The organism is Paenarthrobacter sp. 10L412 (assembly GCF_056395565.1).
Window position 1 is genome coordinate 137,730 of record NZ_JBFTJT010000005.1, and the last position, 20,907, is coordinate 158,636.

The 20,907-nt window shown below is 61.8% G+C and carries 19 protein-coding genes; 11 read left to right on the forward strand and 8 right to left on the reverse strand.

Annotated features, from left to right (window positions below):
- Nucleotides 1-9: 9 nt before the first annotated feature.
- The 5 genes from AC1DD7_RS07295 to AC1DD7_RS07315 all read right to left on the reverse strand — a co-directional run bounded on the left by AC1DD7_RS07295 (nucleotide 10) and on the right by AC1DD7_RS07315 (nucleotide 5,958).
- Nucleotides 10-1,143, reverse strand: a complete 1,134-nt coding sequence (locus AC1DD7_RS07295) for a hypothetical protein (RefSeq protein WP_477514416.1) — start codon at nucleotides 1,141-1,143, stop codon at nucleotides 10-12.
- On the reverse strand, nucleotides 1,140-2,417 hold the full coding sequence (locus AC1DD7_RS07300; RefSeq protein ID WP_477514417.1) for a glycosyltransferase family 2 protein: 1,278 nt from the start codon (nucleotides 2,415-2,417) through the stop codon (nucleotides 1,140-1,142). Before AC1DD7_RS07300 ends, AC1DD7_RS07295 begins: the two co-directional genes overlap by 4 nt.
- Nucleotides 2,414-3,337: an ATP-grasp domain-containing protein gene (locus tag AC1DD7_RS07305; RefSeq protein ID WP_477514418.1), complete on the reverse strand. Its 924-nt coding sequence runs from the start codon at nucleotides 3,335-3,337 to the stop codon at nucleotides 2,414-2,416. Before AC1DD7_RS07305 ends, AC1DD7_RS07300 begins: the two co-directional genes overlap by 4 nt.
- Nucleotides 3,337-4,251 carry a PIG-L deacetylase family protein gene (locus AC1DD7_RS07310; RefSeq protein ID WP_477514419.1) on the reverse strand — a complete coding sequence of 305 codons (915 nt, stop codon included), beginning with the start codon at nucleotides 4,249-4,251 and terminating at the stop codon, nucleotides 3,337-3,339. The genes AC1DD7_RS07305 and AC1DD7_RS07310 overlap by 1 nt, the downstream gene beginning before the upstream one ends.
- A 111-nt stretch (nucleotides 4,252-4,362) precedes the next feature.
- The gene (locus AC1DD7_RS07315; protein WP_477514420.1) at nucleotides 4,363-5,958 is read right to left on the reverse strand and encodes an RNA polymerase sigma factor; all 1,596 of its coding nucleotides are present in this window, start codon (nucleotides 5,956-5,958) and stop codon (nucleotides 4,363-4,365) included.
- Between the two features lie 209 nt (nucleotides 5,959-6,167).
- Between AC1DD7_RS07315 and AC1DD7_RS07320 the strand changes: the two genes are divergently transcribed.
- From AC1DD7_RS07320 to AC1DD7_RS07330, 3 genes are all read left to right on the forward strand, one after another.
- Nucleotides 6,168-6,863: a hypothetical protein gene (locus tag AC1DD7_RS07320; RefSeq protein ID WP_477514421.1), complete on the forward strand. Its 696-nt coding sequence runs from the start codon at nucleotides 6,168-6,170 to the stop codon at nucleotides 6,861-6,863.
- Nucleotides 6,864-6,954: 91 nt separating this feature from the next.
- Nucleotides 6,955-8,343 carry an Ig-like domain-containing protein gene (locus AC1DD7_RS07325; RefSeq protein WP_477514422.1) on the forward strand — a complete coding sequence of 463 codons (1,389 nt, stop codon included), beginning with the start codon at nucleotides 6,955-6,957 and terminating at the stop codon, nucleotides 8,341-8,343.
- Between the two features lie 274 nt (nucleotides 8,344-8,617).
- On the forward strand, nucleotides 8,618-9,445 hold the full coding sequence (locus AC1DD7_RS07330) for a DUF1684 domain-containing protein (protein WP_477514423.1): 828 nt from the start codon (nucleotides 8,618-8,620) through the stop codon (nucleotides 9,443-9,445).
- A 27-nt stretch (nucleotides 9,446-9,472) separates the two neighbouring features.
- Here the strand turns inward: AC1DD7_RS07330 and AC1DD7_RS07335 are convergent, their stop codons facing one another.
- Together AC1DD7_RS07335 and AC1DD7_RS07340 are read right to left on the reverse strand one after the other, a co-directional pair.
- On the reverse strand, nucleotides 9,473-10,744 hold the full coding sequence (locus tag AC1DD7_RS07335; protein ID WP_477514532.1) for an acyl-CoA dehydrogenase family protein: 1,272 nt from the start codon (nucleotides 10,742-10,744) through the stop codon (nucleotides 9,473-9,475).
- Nucleotides 10,744-11,577, reverse strand: coding sequence for an SDR family NAD(P)-dependent oxidoreductase (locus AC1DD7_RS07340; protein WP_477514424.1), 834 nt, complete (start codon nucleotides 11,575-11,577; stop codon nucleotides 10,744-10,746). Before AC1DD7_RS07340 ends, AC1DD7_RS07335 begins: the two co-directional genes overlap by 1 nt.
- A 90-nt stretch (nucleotides 11,578-11,667) precedes the next feature.
- On the opposite strand from AC1DD7_RS07340, the gene AC1DD7_RS07345 reads away from it, so the two are divergent.
- The 4 genes from AC1DD7_RS07345 to AC1DD7_RS07360 all read left to right on the forward strand — a co-directional run bounded on the left by AC1DD7_RS07345 (nucleotide 11,668) and on the right by AC1DD7_RS07360 (nucleotide 16,846).
- On the forward strand, nucleotides 11,668-12,825 hold the full coding sequence (locus AC1DD7_RS07345; protein WP_477514425.1) for a glycoside hydrolase family 76 protein: 1,158 nt from the start codon (nucleotides 11,668-11,670) through the stop codon (nucleotides 12,823-12,825).
- Between the two features lie 190 nt (nucleotides 12,826-13,015).
- Nucleotides 13,016-14,077, forward strand: coding sequence for an iron ABC transporter substrate-binding protein (locus tag AC1DD7_RS07350; RefSeq protein WP_224094295.1), 1,062 nt, complete (start codon nucleotides 13,016-13,018; stop codon nucleotides 14,075-14,077).
- 4 nt (nucleotides 14,078-14,081) lie between these two features.
- Nucleotides 14,082-15,683, forward strand: coding sequence for an ABC transporter permease (locus AC1DD7_RS07355; protein WP_477514426.1), 1,602 nt, complete (start codon nucleotides 14,082-14,084; stop codon nucleotides 15,681-15,683).
- Nucleotides 15,680-16,846 (forward strand): ABC transporter ATP-binding protein, encoded by a 1,167-nt coding sequence (locus AC1DD7_RS07360; RefSeq protein ID WP_477514427.1) that lies wholly within the window; start codon nucleotides 15,680-15,682, stop codon nucleotides 16,844-16,846. Before AC1DD7_RS07355 ends, AC1DD7_RS07360 begins: the two co-directional genes overlap by 4 nt.
- 66 nt (nucleotides 16,847-16,912) lie before the next feature.
- On the opposite strand, the gene AC1DD7_RS07365 is transcribed toward AC1DD7_RS07360, so the two are convergent.
- Nucleotides 16,913-17,518, reverse strand: a complete 606-nt coding sequence (locus AC1DD7_RS07365; RefSeq protein ID WP_477514428.1) for a YdeI/OmpD-associated family protein — start codon at nucleotides 17,516-17,518, stop codon at nucleotides 16,913-16,915.
- An 80-nt stretch (nucleotides 17,519-17,598) separates the two neighbouring features.
- Here AC1DD7_RS07365 and AC1DD7_RS07370 point away from each other — a divergent pair, with 80 nt between their 5' ends.
- The 4 genes from AC1DD7_RS07370 to AC1DD7_RS07385 all read left to right on the forward strand — a co-directional run bounded on the left by AC1DD7_RS07370 (nucleotide 17,599) and on the right by AC1DD7_RS07385 (nucleotide 20,864).
- Nucleotides 17,599-18,333, forward strand: a complete 735-nt coding sequence (locus AC1DD7_RS07370; protein WP_477514429.1) for a hypothetical protein — start codon at nucleotides 17,599-17,601, stop codon at nucleotides 18,331-18,333.
- A 73-nt stretch (nucleotides 18,334-18,406) separates the two neighbouring features.
- Nucleotides 18,407-18,946, forward strand: a complete 540-nt coding sequence (locus AC1DD7_RS07375; RefSeq protein ID WP_224094275.1) for an NUDIX hydrolase family protein — start codon at nucleotides 18,407-18,409, stop codon at nucleotides 18,944-18,946.
- A gap of 109 nt (nucleotides 18,947-19,055) precedes the next feature.
- Complete coding sequence (locus tag AC1DD7_RS07380) at nucleotides 19,056-20,063, forward strand: DUF6707 family protein (protein ID WP_477514430.1); 1,008 nt, start codon at nucleotides 19,056-19,058, stop codon at nucleotides 20,061-20,063.
- Between the two features lie 90 nt (nucleotides 20,064-20,153).
- Nucleotides 20,154-20,864, forward strand: a complete 711-nt coding sequence (locus AC1DD7_RS07385) for an SRPBCC family protein (RefSeq protein WP_477514431.1) — start codon at nucleotides 20,154-20,156, stop codon at nucleotides 20,862-20,864.
- The last annotated feature ends 43 nt before the right edge of the window (nucleotides 20,865-20,907 follow it).

Below are 20,907 nucleotides of genomic sequence, written 5' to 3' on the forward strand. Positions count from 1 at the left end.
AGCCCGTAATTACCGGGCCCAGGCGTTCCGCAACACCTCCCAATGCCCGGCGGTCATGAGGCTTGCGGGGGTCACGGACACGGATGTGGCCCCACCCCGAACAGCCTCATGCAAGGCCGTTTCGAACCTTTCCGGGGAGATCGTGCTGTCATTGGACCAAAGCCCGATGGACAATGACATGCGGGAGCCCGCGCGGTGGGTCAGGGCTTCTGCGAGGTCCTTCGTCTGCGGCGAGCGCTCGGCATTAAGTCCTACGTACTCCCAAACGTGAAGCCGGTCGAGCTCGTTCAGCAACAGGTCGTAGTCATGCCCACTCTCGGGGCGGTCGGCCGATGGTGAATCCCGCGGCGAGCGCACGTCCATCTCCAGCCGGACACTATAGGGTTCGACGGCGGCTCTCACCTTGCGCACAATGTCAGCCATGGCTTCGCTCCGCCACGTGCTGATCCGGGCATCCGACTGGTCGATGCCGCCTTCGTTGTTTCTAGGCCAGTCGTCTTCTCCAGTGGTGGCTTTGAAGTCATCGAAGTCTTCACTGCCAAAGGTGAAATCATCGAACATCAATTCCGTGAGATTCACGGCTGTGGGCCGGTACTTCTTCGCGACGGCGGCAGCCATGGAAGCCAAGCGGGCGCCGGCCTTGCCGTGCCGCAGGGACGACACACTGGCGAAGGACTTGGATGGCTCGCCAGCAATATTTCGTCCTGCGAGGGAGGGGTCGGCACTTAGCGCACGGTCCAACAGCACATCGATCGTGAGGATCACATCACGTTGCGTGCCGTTTTTCGCCGCCCCCAATGCTGAGATCGACTCCCCCACGAAGTCCCGCCCAGTGCGGGAAACTTCATCAGAGATCACATCGGTTTGGCCGGACCAGGGAAAGGCCGCCCAATCTGCGCGTCCCACGGAGATCGATACGGCGGTGGCGTCCACAGCTTCCAATCGTTCCGCTAAGTCCACCAGGTGTGACCGGTCCTCGTTGACGACGTCCTCAAAGCCAAGATTCACCATGCGGTCCATAGGACGAAGCTCCGGCTCTTCTGCGCACGCAGCGATACCCGTCAATGCAACGCCAAGGAGAACCGAGCTCACCAGGGCAGCACTTAGCCTTGCGACCAGGAGGGTGGGTCCAAAAGCCTTCATACTCGCACCTCGTAGCTGGGGCTGGCCTCTGTGGCAGTTACGGAAATGACGCCCGTCCGTTGCAACTTGTTCCAGACAGCAGGGCTGCCGCGGATCTCCTTGATAATTGCACTGGCTAAGGCGAGACCAACAAATACGGAATACAGGGGCCATAGTGGCAGCGTCCATAGAAAGCGAAGATCCTTCCATGAACGATTGAGGCCAATGGAGAAGACAATCAGCGCGAGGGACACAAACAGTCCCAACCAACCAAGGATGGCGAGGACTTCAGCGGGTACGGGACCCGAACCAGCAAGGTACAGGAACGGCAGCACCGCCAAAATGGCAAGTTGCAGCATAGGGATCACCACCATGGTGATGGCGTTGAACAAAAGGAACATGCCAAACAGCCCATAACGCCGCCGCCCAAGCATCCCGATATGCATGCGAAGCGTCTGCAGCAGGCCCCGCGACCACCGAACGCGCTGCCGCCACAATCCGCCCATCGTTGATGGCGACTCGGCATAAACCAGGGCTGAGGGCTGGAACCTCACCCGGTAGCCGGCCTTATAGACGCGCCAAGTAAGCTCAAGATCCTCGCCGAGCGTGTCCTCGTGAAAACCGCCTACCAGCTGGACCACGTCACGGCGGAAGGCACCTATATTCCCGGAGACGATTGGCAGGCAATGCAACAAGGACAAGGCCCTGCGGACCAGGCCTGTCCCGACGTGGCTCAGGACGGCAAGCATCATCGTTTGAACGCGATTCAGGTTAACCGGCCGGTCGTCGCCGCATACCGCTCCCACCTTTGTGTGATCAAAACCCTCGAGCATGCGCATCAGGGTGTCTGGTGCAAAAATACCGTCGGCGTCCACAAACATCAGGATGTCGCCATTGGCCTTGGCTATTCCATAATTGAGCGCAGCTCCCTTCCCTGCGTTCGTTTGGGAGAGAAATCGGACCCGGTCATATTGATCTGCAAGCCCGGCCATGATGCTGGCGGTGGAATCAGTGGAACCGTCGTCCACCAGAATCACTTCCAGACGTAAATAGCGGCTGGCCAGTATCGACTCGACGCAACTAGTGATCACCACGGCTTCGTTATAGCCGGGCACGATCACAGAGACCAGGGGCCGGTCAGTGATGACGGAATAACGATGCTTGGCAGAGTTGGAACGATAAAGCCGGTTGAAATACAAGGCCAGTGGAACGTAGACGATTTTGACCACGCCGAAACTGAGAATCAGCACGCCTCCAACCTGGACAAACGCCAGGGCAGCATCAAGAGGTGTCACGCAGGCCTTCCGGTCAATCGACCGGCGACATGTCGGTGAAGGACGTTCTCCAGGAGTTCTGGGGCGAACGCACTGTTTGCGCCAAACCTCGCATTGATCTCCAGTACCACCGGACTTCCGTTCTGCAGGCGGCGCACGTCCACGTCTACAGGTCCTGTCAACCCGAGCGCGGTCACGGCTGAATCAGCCAATTGGGCCACGTCCGCGCTCTCGGCTCCCTTATTCCTCCTGACGGACAGGGCGTTACCTACCCGTCCCTCTTTGAGTTCTGTCTTCTCCAGCACCACCACAAGATCGTCCTGACCCGGCTCCGGCCTGTGGCGAAGGACCACGGGTGCGTACTCCGTTCCAGGCGCGAATCGTTGCACGATCCAGGAATCGTCCAAGGAGGACCAGGCGTGGGCCGCGTTCCGGCCGCCGTCGCCAGTCTTTTCCAGGACCTGGACCCCGCGTCCACCGCGGGAAATCCGCGGCTTGACCACCAGGGATCCCCCTAGCCGCGCCATCGCCTGGTCAACGGAGGCGAAATCGCCGGGCAGCCCGAAATCGGGGACGGCGACGCCTGCATTGGCAAGGCACCTCATGGTGAGGAATTTGTCATTCGCGATTCGAACGGGTGCGGGGTCGGCAATAAGGACCTCGACATTGGGAGCGAAGCCTTGCCGGGCTTCCGAAACCAGGACGAGTTCATCGCTGACCGTGGGCACCACGAGCTCGATGCCATGGGCGCCCACGAGTCCCCGTAATTCCCACAGGTAGTCGGGAGAACTGGACGCCGATACCAAGGAGACCGTATCAGCCGCAGAACCGTGGACCTGTTGCATATCAACGCCCAAGACCCAATGTCCCAGTTCCCTCAGCTGGCGCGCCAAGGAGGAGCCAGCTGGTCCTCCAACGCCTGTTACGAGTACCCGAACCATCAGAACTCCCCTACGGCAGAGCCAAGCAGTCGAACGGGTTCGAAACCCTCTGCATATGTCGTCTTCACTTGCGAGCCCCTGAACGCTGCGAGACTGCGTACTCTTTCTGCGCTCATATAAGGCTTGCCCTTTTGGTTCCGGTGCATGGCAACGGCGTGAATCTTCACGTCCACATACCCCGCGATATCCACGAAGACGCTGGGATCGAACTGCCGTGTGGATGAAGGACTCTCAAAGCACAGGATGGAGGAGTGCTGGCGGGCTGCCCGCATAGTCGCACTGTGTACGGCCTGATGGTCCTGGTGGTAGTCGTTACGGGAATGGGTAATCACAACGTCCGGGCGAAAATCGTCCATCACGGCCTCAATCGCCTGGACCATTTCATCCCCATGTTCCGCGAGGCTGGTGTCCGTAAAATCGTGGACATGGACCTTGGACGCACCCATGAAATCCGAGCCCGATGCCGCTTCAGTCACACGGACTGCGCTGTCTCCTCCTTTTCCCCCTGAGCTCATCACCATGGTTCGGACTTCATGCCCGGCATCTGCCAGTTTGGCGAGGGTGGCACCGCAAGCCAATTCCAGGTCGTCCGGGTGCGCTCCTATGGCCAGCACCCTTCGAGGCTGCATGGCCACACCATGGTGAATCCTGAAGGCCGGCGCGACAAGAAAGCCCACAATCAACCCTGCTCCTGCGAGCACGACTACAACCTCAAGCCAGGGGCGCTGCGCCGGCCCCATTGCGCATCCCATCAGTGACAGCAACAATAAGGCGCCCAAACTTGCCATGGCCCATCGGAGGCCATGCGGCGAGCTGAACCTGCGAACGAACCAGTTTTGACCGATCGGGACCAAAGCCCAGACCGCCGCCGAGGCGCCCAGCAAGCCTGCAACGGCCAAAAACGTTGCTTTCATATTTCCCCTAAATTGCACAGATAAATGGGCAGCTGCCCTCTCAGGGCACCGCCTCTGAGTTAGTGGCCGGAGCAATTGGTTCGTGACGCTGTATCTGGCAGTGATTCGTGGTCAGTATTTGTGCACGAATTCGCCCGCTGCAAGACCACTTCCACTCAGGGAATATGTCAGGACACCCGCGCCCTTTTTATGCTTGGACTGCGCGGAAACCTGAAAATGGAGGTCGCTCCGCCGTGCCGAACCTGTAATGCACGTGACGGCTGTCCGTCCCTCCATGGAGCACGACCACCCTTCCGGAGCCCGCAGCGAACTCTCCTGGATCCGTGCGTCCATTTCCACTGAGAACACGGCTTTGGCCGGTCCCAGGGACTGTGAGCCGCCGATCCCAAAGTCCACCTCCATGGCCGTCATGCCAGAACCCCGGTCCTTGGGGGTCCGCACCGAGGCTGTCACCGCTGCAAGCGAGGCAGGAAGGGCTGTTGCCGCTGATGAGGTGGGGTCCGGCGAGGGAACAGATTGTTGAGGTTGCGGCTGGGATTCCACACCAGAAGGTGCCGGGGTGGAAACCAAAGGTTCGGCCTCAGTGTTTGGCTCCCCATGCCCTGCGTTTGACGGCGATGGCTCAACCGCAGCTGGCGACACAGGCGATGGCAGGCTGGGCTTCGGCGTCGCGGTGGGAGTTGGAGCCTGGGCCCCTACGAATGACTCCTGACGGGAGGAACTTGTCTCAATGGCCAACTGCTCCATGGGGACATCCGGCGTCAAGCGACCAACGATTCCAACCGCGCCCAGAGCCAGGCCCAATCCTGCTACCGCTACGATGGCCATTACCGCTGGTTGCCCAATTGCCGGGACCACTATCGCTGCCTTGATGGGGACCAGCCCTCCCAGGAAACCCAGTCCGGCACCCTTGGCTGCCAAGGTGGCGAGAGGTATGCCGGTCACCAGAGGGAGAAGCACAGCCCTCATGGTTCCCTGAACGTCCTTTAGTTCCGAGAGGGCGCCGGTGCATTTCGAGCAACCATTAAGGTGCTGACGCATCTTGCGTTCAGCGATCCTTGAAAGTCCCCCTCGAATGAACGTACCGAGTTTCGATGCGAATCCAGCGCAGTCACTGTCCGGTTCTTCCGCCACATGGGCCTGCAGGTATTGCCTCCTCAAGCCTTCCCGTGCCCGGAGCGCCAGTGCTGACACGGCATTCGCGGACAGACCCAGGAGTGGTGCCACCGCCGCTGGCTTCATTCTTTCCACGTCCAGATACCACAGCACGGCCTGCCACCGTTCGGGAAGGGCGCGAAATGCTTTTGCAACCGTATGCGATTCGAAGGCTTTGACTACGGCATCGGGATCCGGCAGCGTACGGTCAAGAATGGCGTCGTCGCTACTGGGCAGCGACCTCCCGGCCTTCCGGTTCCGATGATGTGAGAGACGGGTGACAGTGGACAGCAGATACGCCCTGAAGAAGTTGTCCGGCCCCCGTCCCACAACCAGGCTCTGCAATACGGCTTGGAAGGCCTCGGCCACAACATCCTCGGCATCACTTGGATTGTCCACGTTTCGCCGGGCCACTGTGGACGCGACGGACACATGGCGTTCGTACAGTTCGTCGAATGCTGACATGTCACCGCCACGCACCAACCCGATTAGATGACCATCGCTCTCAACTCCTGCGCTGGAAGCGTTGTCAGTACCTGTCCCGGATGCCATTTAAGGCACCCCCACAACGTATAAAATCGTGCCCATATATACGCAGTGGGCACCAAGCTCAAGTCATGACGCGAATTTGTATAGGCTCTTTACCAAACAGATCCTTCTACCGCTTTTCGTCATGAATCCTTATTCGGACGCACTATTCGGATATGACATCGTTCCGGACAAAATCATTCGCCGAATGTACATTTTCCCGACACCTGTTGATGCGCAGATGGCAGACCACCAGTTATCAGAATGGTTGGCGGTTCCCGGCAGACTGGTTCCTGCCCGAGGTCCGGACGGTGGTGACATCGCTGGCTACACGAGCCAGTGTTCCACCTCCTACTGCAAGATCATTGGGCGCGGCACGGGCCAGGAATGGTGTTGGAATCGGCGAAACCATGACGGACTTCCGCGCCCTCTTCCTGGCAGCAGACCGGAACATGGACATAGAGGCTCTCCAATCCTTGGCTGAAGGATGGGCAGAGGCCGCCGATTCCGCACCGCCGATTTCGTGCACGGACGTTGAGACGGGCCTCGCCACACAGGCCCATTTCCAGCGACAAATCCACGAACTCTCCATTTTTGGAACGGCATGTTCCCACCCTTACGCGCTTGCGATCCTGTCCCTGCCCCAACCGCTTGAGAGCCGCGTCCATCGCTGGACCCTGCTGGCGCGGCTCGGAGAAACTGTTCAACGGCAGCTGCACGGGACAGGTGCCACGGCGATGTACAAGAACTCTGCTGTCCACGTGCTCTTGCCCCTCTCAGCAAACAACCTTGGGCAACTCATGGAGTGCAGGACTGCCATGGAAAGCCTGGGCGAAGGAGCCCTCCGACCCGCACGCATGCAGTTCTTCCCGTTGGCAAATGCCCCTTCAGAACCCGCGCCCCAGGACTACATTCCCGAAGCAATGTGAGTGAAGCCTGTTGGTGCCGTCACGAACAGCGTTGAGTCGCCACTCACCATGCGACGAGACACGCTTCCGCATTCGAAGGACCAGCCAACACATGAAGAATCAGCTCCATCTCAAGTCCGCCTCCCTGGTGGCCGCGCTACTGGCTGTTGTGGTGACAGCCTTCGGGCTCGCCTGGTCGGCGGTGCCGGCAAACGCTGCCGTCATCCCGGGCGCGGCCGTCACCATCAGCACGGACTCAGTGGTTACAAACCAATGGGACCAAGTAGACCTCACCTGTCAGTGGTCCGTCCCAGACAACTCGCAACCGGGCGATACCTTCAACCTCCAGCTCCCACCAGAGCTTCGCTGGTTTGGTGCCGCGTCATTTGATCTGGACAACGCCGACGGCGTGACGGTCGCCAAGGCGGCTGCGAACGATGCCGGACAAGTGGTCTTCACGTTGACCGACTTCGTGGCGGACCACCCCAATAATGTGGGTGGGACGTGCAATTTCAGCACGCAATATGCTGTGGAGCCGGGCACCGGCGAAACGACGGAACTGAACTTCACCGTGGGATCCACAGTGGTACGCGTGCCTGTCGATGTCGACGGTCCATGCACCAAGGACTGCGATCCCGCTCCCCCTACTTCGGCGGGCAAGTCCATGTGGTGGGCCGATGCTCCGCAAACTGAACTTGAATCCATCTTTTACATGCCTCCAATGCCTTCAGAATCAAACGACGTGGTTGTGACGGACACGCCCGCCGCCGGCATGGAAATCGATTGCGACCAGATCACTCCGCGCGTCGGCAGGGTTGTCAGCAGCTCCGGAAACATCACCGATCCAATGGACAACGAGCAATACCCCGCGACTGTCGAGTGCACTCCCCAAGAAGCAACGGTGCGATGGACGGGCCTGCCCAGGGGTGAGCGGGTGGAGCTGTTCGTCGTCACCAAAGTGACCGACAGGAAGCTGGACGTCTACACCAACAGCGGAACCGTCACTATTGCTGGGGAAGAAACCCCGGTCGGTGCCGAAACGCGGCGAACCCGCGCTGACGGAACAGGCGACGGAACGGCAAGCCCAACGCCGACGCCGACCCCGACGCCGAGCCCCAGCACCGCAACACCCACACCCACGCCGAGCCCCAGCACCGCAACACCCACACCCACGCCGAGCACCGCAACACCCACACCCAAACCGACGCCGAGCCCGAGCACCGCAACACCCACACCCACCCCGACACCCACGCCGACCCCGAGCGCCAGCACTGGAACTCCCACGCCGACGCCCACGCCGACCCCGAGCACAAGCACCACGAGCCCGGTGCTTGTACCCACGGACGAGCCCACTCAGCCCGCAGAAGTTCCGGGACCAGAGCCCCTCGCTACCACTGGCGCTCAAAGCCCGGCGTTCATCTACGCGGCCGCCGCGCTGTTGGCCTTGGGATCCTTGCTCGCTTTCCTGGGCGTCAGGCGATCGGCTCGTCGTCAGCACTAAATAGCAAAAGGCCGAGTCCGATGGCCACCGGCATCCCGATAGCCTCGCAAGACCGCAAGGACTCATAGGCTCCACTGCGAATGGCGATCCGAGCGAACGATGGGCCGTGCACACGATGCGCGGCCCATCGTTGCATGTCTGGGTGGCACTCTTCCGGATGCACGCCTGGGTTCCACGCTCAATGCTGCGCGCTTCCGGGAATGCACCGGTGCGGCGCATAGTTGAGGAGATTGCAAAGCCGCCCAACCGTGGCTCACATCTTCCGAGGAGAACCATGAGCTCGCCCACCACTGCAACAGACGCCCAGCTTGCCCGTTGGGAGCGGTTCCGAGCGTCTCGGAATGCAGCACTGGCTGCCGATCATGGCTGGCTGACGCTGACGTCGTTTCAGTGGCTTGAGTCGGAGCCGGCAGAAGTCGAGTTTGCCCCGGGGCTGTGGTCAACGGATGGCACGACTGCAACCCTCACGGCCACCGCCGAGGACGGCCTGACCCTCGTTGAGACCGGCGAACGTGTTGACGGCACCGTGACGGCGACCCTGCAGGATGAAGAGTCGCACATGTGGGTGCAGTACGGCGGCGACGACGGCAAGCAGGTGGTGGTGGAGCTTGCGATGCGGGCGGACAAGTATGCCATCCGGACCAGGGACGCGGGCTCGCCCGTTTTTACGGACTTCGTTGGAGTTCCCACCTACGACTACAACCCGGACTGGGTGATTCAGGGTCGGTTCGAACCCTATGACCAGCCCGTGGATGTACCCATCGGAACGGCCAACCCTTTGGTGGACGGCGTTCATCGTTCGGTCGGGGAGGTGGTGTTCCGGGTTCCTGGCGTTGCCCATGAAGTCCGCCTCCATGCTGAGGAAGAGAAACTCGGCGCCTTGAACGTGACCTTCCATGATGAGACCAACGGCGACACCACGGATGAGTGGCGGAAGGTTTTCATCCCGCGCCCACGCCCTGATGGATCCGTGGTGATCGATTTCAACCGCGCCATCAACTACCCCAGCGCCTTTACGCCTTATGGCACCTGCCCGATGCCGGTCCGCGGAAATTCCATTGATGTCCGCGTTGAGGCTGGCGAAAAGATCCCTCAGGAGTAAAGCGCCGGGAACCCGGTCAGCGACTGACTAGACGATGGCAGAGACCCCCGTTACTGCACGGCCCACGATCAATGAGTTGATCTCGTATGAGCCCTCGTAGGTGAAGATGGCCTCAGCGTCGGCGAAGATCTTGGCAATTTTGTAGTCGGTGACGATACCGTTGCCGCCCAGGATGGAGCGGCCCAAGGCCACACTTTCACGCATCCGTGCACTGCAGTAGGCCTTTGCCAGTGCCACCTGTGCCATGTCGGCACCGCCGTGCCGGGCACCTTGCGCGTCGCGGGAAATGCCTTCTTGAAGTTGGGCGATCCGCACCATCATCCCCATGCTGGCCACGGCGTTGCCGAGCATATCCACCAGGTGCTGCTGGATCAGTTGGAACCGGGCAAGCGGTTTACCGAACTGCAGTCGTTCCACCGCATACTGCCGCGCGACATCGAAGGCTGCCAACTGCTGGCCGACTGCCTGCCAGGCAACCATGATCCGTGAGCCGCGCAGGAGATGGTTCGTATCCGCGAAACTGCTGATTCCTGCGAAACGGTCTGATTCTGCGACGTGGACGTCTTCGAAGAGAATGTCGGCATTTTGTACTGTCCGCAGGGCAATCTTGTTCTCTATCCGGCTCCGCGTGATGCCCGGCAGCGAGGCGTCCACGATGAATGCTCGAACTGCGCCGTCGCTTTCGTCTTTGGCCCACACCAGCATGTAGTCACAGAACGTCCCATTGCCAATCCAGCGCTTGGCGCCGTTGATCACCCAGTAATCGCCGCCGTCGGACTCCGCTCTTTCCACACGCCGTGCTGTTGTCTGCATACCGCCCGCGACGTCGGATCCGTGCTCTGGTTCGGTGAGCGCGAAGGCGCCTGTGGTGCGGAGGTTTGAGGCGTCGTCGAGGTATTTGTCCTGCTGGGCGTCGTTGCCGAAGTCGTAGAGCGACTCAACGAAGAGGTCGTGGTGGACCATGAAGAACGTCGCGATGGAGGTGTCCACCCGTGTCATCTCGGCAATGACCAGCCCGGCGAACAAATGTGTGTAGCCGCGCTGGGCGGGAGCACTGAGCCGGAGGGCCGCGAGCTTGGGCAGGATGTGTTCGGGGAACTCGGCTTTGTCCCACCACTGTCCGGCGTAGGGCGCGATCTCGGCGGCAAGGAAGGAGCGGAGCTCGTTGAGTTTCCGCTGTTCCTGGACACTCAGGAGAGACTCAAAGTCGAAGAAGTCGGCCTTGGGCAGGTCCGCCACAGACGCCGGTATGTAGCGCCCCGAACCCGCGGGAGCCGGCCCTCCGCTGTAGTCCCCCATCATTTCAGGCCCATGCGGATGGCGCCGTCCAGCCGGATCGTCTCGCCGTTCAGCATCGCATTCTCGACGATGTGGGCGGCAAGATTGGCGTATTCGGGCGCGCGGCCGAGCCGCGCAGGATGGGGTACTTGCTGGCCGAGCGACTCCTGGGCAGCTTGGGGCAATCCGGCCATCATCGGAGTCTCGAAGATGCCGGGGGCAATGGTAGCAACCCGGATCAGGGAGCGGGCGAACTCGCGCGCCAGGGGCAGTGTCATCGCCGCAACAGCACCCTTGGATGCGGCATAGGCTGGCTGGCCGATCTGCCCTTCGAAAGCGGCGACGGACGCCGTATTGATGATGACTCCGCGTTCCGGGCCGCCTAATTCGGTAGTGACCGGCTCATTTTCCACCATGGCTGCAGCTGCCAGGCGGATGACGTTGAAGGTTCCAACGAGGTTGATCTGGATGACTTTGTTGAATGCCTCGAGCGGCAGGACACCATCACGGCCCAGGACCTTGCCCGGCGTGGCAATGCCTGCGCAGTTAACTACGATCCGCAGGGTTCCCAACGAAGCGGCGGCGTCGACGGCGGCCTGGACCTGGGCTTCGTTGGTCACGTCTGCGGGGGCAAAGACGGCCCGTGGACCCGCATCCCCGCCAGCGGAACCCACCGCATTCGGGCCGGCCGCCGAGCCAATGGCGTTCAACTCCGCCGCGTAATCCTCCCCGGCAGAATTTGGCAGGTCCACCAGCACCACCGATGCTCCGCCGTCGAACAAGCGTTTGGCGGTTGCCGCGCCCAAGCCTGACGCTCCGCCGGTGACCAGCGCGACCGTGCCCTTGATGTCCATCCATCCTCCTTGATGCAGACTCAAATCCGTTAATGCATGTTAACTGGAATTGTGATCGAGCGCACCCTGGACCCCGGATAGGCTGGTTCCATGCCCACCCAAAGCAACCCCGCCGGCCAGCAACCACCCACAACGGAGGCAGCAGCGTGGGCGATTCGCGCAGATGAGGCTGCCCGCTCTGTCACGCGGCTCTTCGGCCGACGGCTGCTTTTCCTCCCAGGCACCCACATCGGCGCCGTCAGCATCCCCTCCCGCGGGATCCGCGCCCCTCTCGGTCCATGGCACTACTGGTGGCAGGCGCATTACGTCGACTGCCTGGTGGACACGGGCCGCCGGGAACTGGCCACCAAGAGAAAGTTCGACGGCGACTCCCGCCCGAGCGCGGGACGGCTCGCTTCCCGCCTTGTCACCACCATCCGACTCCGGAACTTCTTCAGGTTCGTCAACGATTACTACGACGACATGGCCTGGCTGGCACTGTCCACCCTCCGATTGGAAAAGCTGGCCAAGGAGACGCGGAAGCCCGGACGCCGCCGGAACGCCTATATTCGCCGGAAGCTAACGCTTCAATTCGATTCGGCTTCCACGGACGAGCTGGGCGGCGGAACATTCTGGAGTACCAAGAGGGACTTCAAGAACACCCCCGCAACGGCCCCGGTTGCCCTCTACTTCGCACGAACCGATCACCGTGAGCGGGCTCAAGCCCTGGTGAACTGGCTGAACGGCAAGCTCCTTCACCCCGGCCGCGGCCTTTATCTGGATGGCCTTCGCATGCGGAATGGGGAGATCGTCCTTGAGGACGCGGTCTACACCTACAACCAAGGGCCAATCCTTGGGGCACTCCTGGAACTGGGCGGAGAGGAGAACCTGGACCGCGCCGCCCATCTGATCGAAGCCGTTGCCAGGGAGCTTACGGTGCCCGGCACGCAGGTAATCCACGGCGATGGAACTGGGGATGGGGGCCTCTTTACCGGCATCCTGATCCGGTACCTGGCGCTCGCTGCCAAAGATCAGCGGCTCAAGGATTCCGCCCGTGACATCGCTAAAGGCCTCGTTCTCAGCACAGCCAAGGCCTTCTGGGACGGCCGGCGGGAGTCCGGCGGTGATCCCGAATATCCGGTCCTTACCTTCTCCCCCAACCCTTTGCGCCCGGCGAGTGAAACGTATCCGGCGGGGGCCGCCGTCGAGCTTTCCACCCAACTGCAGGCATGGATGGCGCTGGAGGCAGCGGCCACACTGGAAACTTAGGTCGCGGCAATTACGGCACGCAATAGTTCCGTAATTGTTGTGATCCTTGTCACATAAGTGTTCCAGGCTTTGGAAGCATAGGTTTGCCTAACCTACGCTTTTCTCAGCGGGTTCCCCCAAACCTTCCCGCTCACACGGAACAAGCCCAAAGCTTGGCACTCTGTGTCTTTGTTCGCAGAAAGAAGCCCTCATGAAGCTCTCCAAAAACGCGCTGGCGGGAATCGCCCTGCTCGCTTCCGCCGCCCTTGGCCTCACGGCCTGCGGCTCCAACGCCGGCACCCCCGCTGCCTCCGGTTCGCCGTCGTCAGATGCTGCTGCTTCCGGCGAAGGCATCACGGTGTACAACGCGCAGCATGAGAGCCTGACCAAGGAATGGGTGGATGCCTTCACCAAGGAAACCGGCATCAAGGTCACCATGCGGCAGGGCTCGGATACCGAACTGTCCAACCAGATCGTCCAGGAAGGTGCCGCTTCTCCGGCAGACGTTTTCCTGACAGAGAACTCTCCCGCAATGGCGCAGGTTGAGAACGCTGGACTGTTTGCGGACGTAGACAAGGCCACGCTGGACCAGGTCCCCGCTGAATTCCGTCCTTCCACGGGCAAGTGGACCGGCATCGCAGCCCGCTCCACAGTCCTTGTGTACGACAAAAACAAGATCAGCGAAGACAAGCTGCCCAAGTCGATGCTGGACCTGGCGAACCCGGAGTGGAAGGGCAAGTGGGCCGCTTCACCGTCTGGTGCCGACTTCCAGGCGATCGTCGCAGCACTGCTCGAACTCAAGGGCGAAGCCGCCACGGAAGAGTGGCTCAAGGGCATGAAGGAAAACTTCAAAGCCTACAAGGGCAACAGCACGGCCATGAAGGCCGTCAACGCCGGTGAAGTGGACGCCGCACTGATCTACCACTATTACTACTATGGCGACCAGGCCAAGACCGGCGAGAACTCCAAGAACGTCACGCCGTACTTCTTCAAGAACCAGGATCCGGGCGCGTTCCTCTCGGTCTCCGGCGGCGGTGTCCTGAAGTCTTCCAAGAAGGCAGCAGATGCCCAGGCGTTCCTGAAGTTCATCACTGGCAAGAAGGGCCAGGAAGTCCTGAAGACCGGTACCTCGTTCGAGTACGCCATCGCCTCGCAGGTGGACGCCAATGACAAGCTTGTCCCGATCAAGGACCTGCAGGCGCCCACGGTTGACCCGGCCAAGCTGAACTCCACCAAGGTCACCGATCTGATGACCAAGGCAGGACTCCTGTAATTCTGTGACCACTGATCTATCGGCTCCCGACCTTCCACAGTCGCCAGGGAGCACGACGACGGCGGGCAAGGGCAAACGCCCTCGCCCGCCATTCGGCGTTTCCACAGTGTCATTGCTGGCGGTGCTGATCGCCCTGTTTTCCCTCATGCCGTTGGGCTACGTCATCTTCATGACAGCAGCGACAGGCTGGGACACCGCCGTCGAACTCATTGTTCGTCCCCGGGTTGGCGAACTGCTGTTGAACACCATCATGTTGATGGTCCTGACAGTGCCGTTGTGCCTCATTCTTGGGGTGGGCGGCGCTTGGCTGGTTGAGCGCACCAAGCTACGTGGGAGCCGCTGGTGGGCCGTGGCATTGGCTGCTCCGCTTGCCATTCCCGCCTTCGTCAACAGCTACGCATGGGTTTCGGCTGTACCTTCAATGGAGGGCATCTGGTCCGGCGTGCTGATCGCCACCCTGTCTTATTTCCCTTTGGTTTACATTCCCGCCGCCGCCACGCTGGGCCGGTTGGATCCGGCGATCGAACAATCTGCCGCGTCACTTGGCCTGGGTTCCTGGGCTGTGTTCTTCCGGGTAGTGCTCCCGCAGCTTCGTATCGCAATGACCGGCGGTGCGTTGCTGGTGGCGTTGCACCTCCTTGCGGAATATGGCGCTTTCGCGATGATCCGCTTTGATACCTTCACGACGGCGATCATGATCCAGTTCCAGTCGACGTTCAACGGTGCCGCCGGAAACATGCTGGCAAGCGTCCTGGTCTTCCTCTGCCTGCTCCTTCTCCTTGCCGAAGTCAAGAGCCGAGGCACCGCCCGCTACGCGCGAATTGGCTCAGGCGCGCAAGCGAAAGCAACACGGGCGTCCCTGGGCGGATACCAAGCTCCAGCGCAGCTCGCTTTGCTGGCCCTGACAGCGCTGGCGTTCGGGCTTCCTATCTGGTTCGTCCTGCGCTGGCTTTCTGCCGGAGGCGCCCAGGTATGGGCCGCCGACGAATTCCTGCCCGCACTGCTGCAGACGCTCCTGTACGGGGCCGTCGGCGCCGCAGTTACCACGATCGTGGCTTTTCCCATGGCCTACTTGGCCGTTCGGCATCCCAGCTGGTTCAGCAAGATGCTTGAACTGTCCAACTACGTGACCAGCTCCCTGCCCGGAATCGTTGTGGGCCTCGCCTTCGTCACCGTCAGCATCCGCGCAGTTCCCGGCATCTACCAAAGTGCCGGCGTACTGGTGGCCGCCTATGTCCTCCTCTTCCTTCCCCGGGCGCTGGTCAACATCCGCTCCGGGCTGGCCCAGGCACCCAAAGAGCTCGATGAAGCCGCTCAATCCCTTGGCAAAGCTCCGATGGTGTCCTTCTTCCGTGTGACCCTGCGGCTCACGGCGCCGGCTGCGGCAGGTGGTGCCGCACTCGTCTTCCTGGCCATCGTCAACGAACTCACGGCAACCCTCCTTCTCTCGCCCAATGGAACCCGCACCCTGGCAACAGAGTTCTGGAGCAAGAGCAGCGAGATCGACTACACAGGCGCCGCACCGTATGCGCTGTTGATGATCGTGCTTTCCGCCCCGATGACCTACCTTCTTTTCCAACAGTCCAAGAAAGTGGCCGGACAGTGACCGAACAATCTCCACCCAGGCTCCCGTCACCGCGCGTGGCGCCGTCCATTGTGCCCACCACCAACACGCACTTGGACATCGCTGAGGTCACAAAGAATTTCGGTTCCCAGGCTGTGCTGAAGGGGGTCAATCTTTCCGTGGCCAAGGGCGGAACCACCGCCATTGTTGGTCCTTCCGGCTCCGGCAAAACCACGCTGCTTCGCTTGATCGCAGGTTTCGAGCATCCAGACACCGGGACCATTTCCCTGAACGGCTCAACGGTTGCGGGCAATGGAGTGTGGTTCCCTGCGCACAAACGGCAGGTGGGATACGTCGCCCAGGATGGGGCTCTTTTCCCGCACCTGACCGTGGGACAGAACGTTGCTTTTGGGTTGGATTCCGGAAAGCTCGACGGCGGCCGCCGGGCTGTTGCTTCCCGCGTCCAGGAACTGCTCGAAATGGTGTCGTTGGACGGCTCCATGGCGAAGCGGCGTCCGCACCAGTTGTCAGGCGGGCAGCAACAGCGCGTTGCCCTGGCACGTGCGCTGGCCCGCGAACCGGAGCTCATGTTGCTGGATGAGCCGTTCTCGGCACTCGACGCCGGGCTCCGCGTAGCTACGCGTCGGGCTGTGGCCAAGGTGCTCAACGCTGCAGGCGTCACAACCATCCTCGTAACGCACGACCAAGCCGAAGCTCTTTCCTTTGCCGACCAAGTGGCCATCATGCGCGGAGGAAAACTGGCACAGATTGGCAACCCCTTTGTGGTCTACACGCGGCCAGCAGACCGCGCGACGGCCGAATTCCTCGGTGACGCCGTGATCCTTGACGCGTGGATGGAAGGGTCCCTGGCCACGTGTTCCCTGGGCGGGATTCCCGTCCGCCGGCCACCGGCACAGGGCAAAGTGCAGCTCATGCTCCGCCCGGAGCAGATACGCATCGCACCCGACGGCCCCATCCGGGGCGTGGTTGTGGACACGGACTACTTCGGTCCCGAAACGACTGTTCGGATAAGGCTCGCCGCTTACACAGCGGCGGACGGCGTTCTATCCGGAAATGCCCACCGTTACCCCGGTGGAGGAGAGATCATCACCATCCGGCACTGGAACGCGTCCATCACCAAGCCCGGCACGGAGCTCAGCCTTCGCGTTGTGGGCGAAGGCGTGGCGTTCGCGCCCGAAGGCTGACTACCTGGGTCCTGGCGCTACTCGCTGTGGCGCTATCTGGGCCTTGGCACTACGTGGTCTCTGACGCTACTTGGGCCCTGAAGCCGGGCGCTTCTTCTGCGGGTACGGCGCCTCGTGCCGGGCAAGCATCTCCACAAAACCGGCGATCTTCCGCTCCCTCGTGTCTGCCCTTTTGACGAGGTTGGTCCGGTGTATGAGGGCGAAGCGGTTTTGGGACGTCAGGACATCGAACATGGCCTGCGCCTCGGGTACAGCGGCGATGGCAGCCGCGAGATCATCGGGAACCACTGAATCCGCGGGACCGGCATAGGCAGCTTCCCAACGCCCATCGGCCTTGGCGGCTTCGACGGCCGCCCATCCGGCGGCGGTCATCTTTCCTTCCTGATCCAGCCGGGCGATGTGCCCAACGTTCCGTGCCGACCAGATGCTGCGGCGGCCCCGCGGTGTCATGCGCTGGAAGTAGCTTTCGGCGTCGCGGCTTTTGGATTGGCCGTCGATCCAGCCGAAACAGAGCGCCTCGTCCAGCGCGGCATCGTAGTCCAGCTCCGTGACGTTCCCGCCCTTTTTGTGCAGGACCAACCACACACCCGGGCTGTCGGCAGCGTGGGCCCCGAGCCATGCGCGCCATTCCGCGGCGTCCTTGACGATCAATTCTTCGAGCTCGATGGGCATGGATTCATTCTGCGGCAAACCGGACGGCATAGTGTGGAGGACAGAACCGGAATGCCAGCGAAGCCAGCCCAGGAGGACCCATGTTGCGAGCCCGCCCCATCCACTTCACCTCCCGTCCGAAACAGTGGGCTGAGCTGCTGGAGGCGCTGGGCTTGGTCAACACGGTCCAGAATGACGACTGGTTCGAGTTCGACGCCGGCTCGGGTCGGCTGGCACTTCACCGCGTACAGCACGGAGCAGCAGTGGAGGGCTCGCCCCAAGACGGCACCACCGTTTTCGGCGTCGAGGTTGGGGTGCTGGAAGAGTTCGCCCGGCGCACGCAGGAAGACGGGACCATCGCGGTGCTCACCGAGGCCTCGCACGGCCCGACCGTACAGATCACGGCCCGGGATGGCTTCACCTTCCTGGCCGACCCCGCCCGGCGCGCCGCGGACGGCACGTGGGCCACGTCGGACAACGCCGACCCGGCTCTTGCCGTAGTTGCCACCTGGGTGAGTCCCGGCGTCATGGATGCCGCGCAGGAGCTCCGCAACATCGGTGCCCGGCCCCGGACCTCGGATGACGAATCGGCGACGTTCACCACCAAGAACGGCGGGATACTTCGAGTGATCCACGGTGCGGCCGCGGAGTCCGGCGATCTGGCTTTTGAGTACGACGCCGATCTGGAACCACTGCTGCACAGGCTCACCGGAGCTGGGGTTGAGGCGCGGATCAGCGAGGGTGTCCTGTACGTCGCCAATCCGGATGCGGTGGGCGGCTCGGCGCCGGCGTCGATCGTGGTGGAACGTGTGCCCAGCGAACGGCCGCAAACATAGCCAGCAGCTTAATGCGCAGCGCGCAGGGGGTCCTGCCACCGAACTTCCGCTGGGGATGCGGTAGAACTTAACTATGAGCGTACGTACACCCGACCCGTATCCAGGCTGGCTTTCCGACGAAGACCTCTTCGAAGCCCGCGGCCGCCTTCCCATGGTCTACGTGGAGGCAGTCCCCGTTCGTCTGGATCCGCTCGGGTACGTCAATGAAGTCGGTTCCCTCCTGCAGGGCGACGCCGACGGCAACATGGTTCGCTACCTCGTCTCCGGCCGCGTCCTTTACCGTGAAACCATCCGCGCAGCCCTTCTGCGGCACATGGAAAAGGACCTCGGCCCCCTTGCATTCCCGCAGCTGCCCATCAGCCCCGTTCCCTTCACCGTGGCCGAATACTTCCCCGCGCCGTCCCAGACAGGATTCACCGACGACCGCCAACACGCGGTGTCGTTGGTCTTCATCATCCCCGTCACCGGCGAATGCGAACCGCGTCAGGACGCCCTGGAACTCACCTGGATGACACCGCGGGAAGTCCTGAGTGACGACGTTCAGCAGGAGTTCGAGGGCGGCCGCGGCAACCTCGTGCGACAGGCACTGGCTTTCTCGGGCATCGTCTTATAGTCCGTCATCGTCCTGTAGTTCGGCAGCGTCCTTTAGCGGGTCCCGCGTCCTGCGGCGGCTGGAGTTTGTAGACTGGACGGCGGACCGCAAGAGAACCAAAGGACTTCCGATGACTCACAGCCCAGCCTCACAGCAATACCGCGAAAAGCAGGCTGGGGACCTGCAACCCGGAGACTTTGTGTTCCTGCCCGGAGACGGGCCTGCCGAGGAAATTGCCGCCGTGGAGGTGGAAAAGGACGATTATGGCGTTGCCGCCCTGCTGCTGGTGACAACGGTCGACGGCGGCACCGTGCGGATCGCTGCCGGCTCCAGCGTGCCGGTGGGTGATGGAGCTTCGGCCGGCTTGGCCGCGCCCGAATCCGCCGCAGTCGGCCTGGCTGATTCTGAAGCCGACGGCTCCAGCACATCGATGGAAGGCGAAGCCGAAGTGGCGGCGGGTTCCGCCGTCGTCGTTCCCCCACGCCCGGAAACGCCGCCTGTAGTCGCCACGCCGGCCCCCGAAGAACTCGCGCTGATCCCCGAGCCGGCCGGAACGCCTGAAGCAGTGGTGCGGGCCGCCGTCGCAAATCACAAGGGCAAGAACGGCGTTCAGGTGCTCGCCGAAAGGCTGGCGAAGGGCATCAACACCAAATCGGGCAGCTGCCTCCGGGACCTCAGCAATCTGGCGTTCGATCTCTGCATCGTGCTGCGGGATCCGGACAACGCCTTGGCCGTGGCTGATCTCCTGAACGTGCTGCCCTTTGACGGCAACCCCGATCGCTGGGCGTCGATCGAACGCGCCCTGGCGCTCTCCAGCTTCATCTGCCGGGAGGGCGGACAAACTGAACGCGCGGCCGTGTACGAGAAATTGCTGCGCGCCCACGAGTCAGAAGAAACGGACCCCTTCAAGGCCCGAATCGCCGCGAAGGTCCGCCAACGCGCCCTGAACGAACCGAATTTGTACGACAAGGAAATCTTCCGCGCGATCGATAACGGCAATCATGAAGCGGAGCGCGAATGGCGGTTCCTCCGCCTTGAGTCGCTGCTGTTCCTGCGGGCACACGGCGGATCCGAGACACTGGGAGAAGAGGAACTGGGCCGGCGCATCGGCATCGAACTGGATGCCGTGCGGGCCTGATGAGCGGTGTTCTGATTCGTCCGCCTAGTCCCGGCACTTCTAAACTTCAAGACCTGTTTTAGAGACGCGAACGGCGGTAGATTCGGGGCCATGACGAACAATCTGAGCGTTGTGGTTAATGCCGACGCGCAGCAGGTTTGGACAATGCTGCGTGAACCCTCGCTGGTGGCTCAATGGCACGGATGGGAAGCCGATGACCTCGCCGACGAAATTAAACAGATCTACTTCCACCCAGATGTGGAGGAAAATCCCGATCACACCAAGCTGACGGTGCATGGCGGGGATGAGTTTGAGCTCCACCCTGTTTCCGGCGGCACCGAAGTCAAAGTCACGCGCGCCGCGCTGGACCACGATTCCGAGTGGGCGGAATGGGACGAGGACATCACGCAGGGCTGGCTTACCTTCCTGCAACAACTCCGTTTCGCCCTTGAGAGACACCCGCACGGTCAACGGCGAACCCACTTCGTATCGCTTCCAGGCAGTGGTGGGCCGGCTATCGAGAAGTTGGGGCTGGGCGATCTTCCCCCCATCGGCGATGACTACTCCCTTACGCTCGGAACCGGCGAGAAGATCTCCGGCCGCGTGTGGTTCAAGAGCCGTCACCAGGTGGGCCTCACTGTGCACAGCTACGCAGAGCACGGAGATGGGTTGCTGATCGTTGCAGAGCAGCTGCCGATCCCCGATAAAAGGCCCGACGGCGGTTCCATGGTGATTGCCTCCACCTACGATTTGGGGGCTCACACCTTGGCGGATATCAGGTCCTCCTGGGATAACTGGAAGGCTGAGAACTACAGCTCCTAGGACGGGTTCCGCAGGTTACCCGGGGTAAAGCTGGCACACTTGG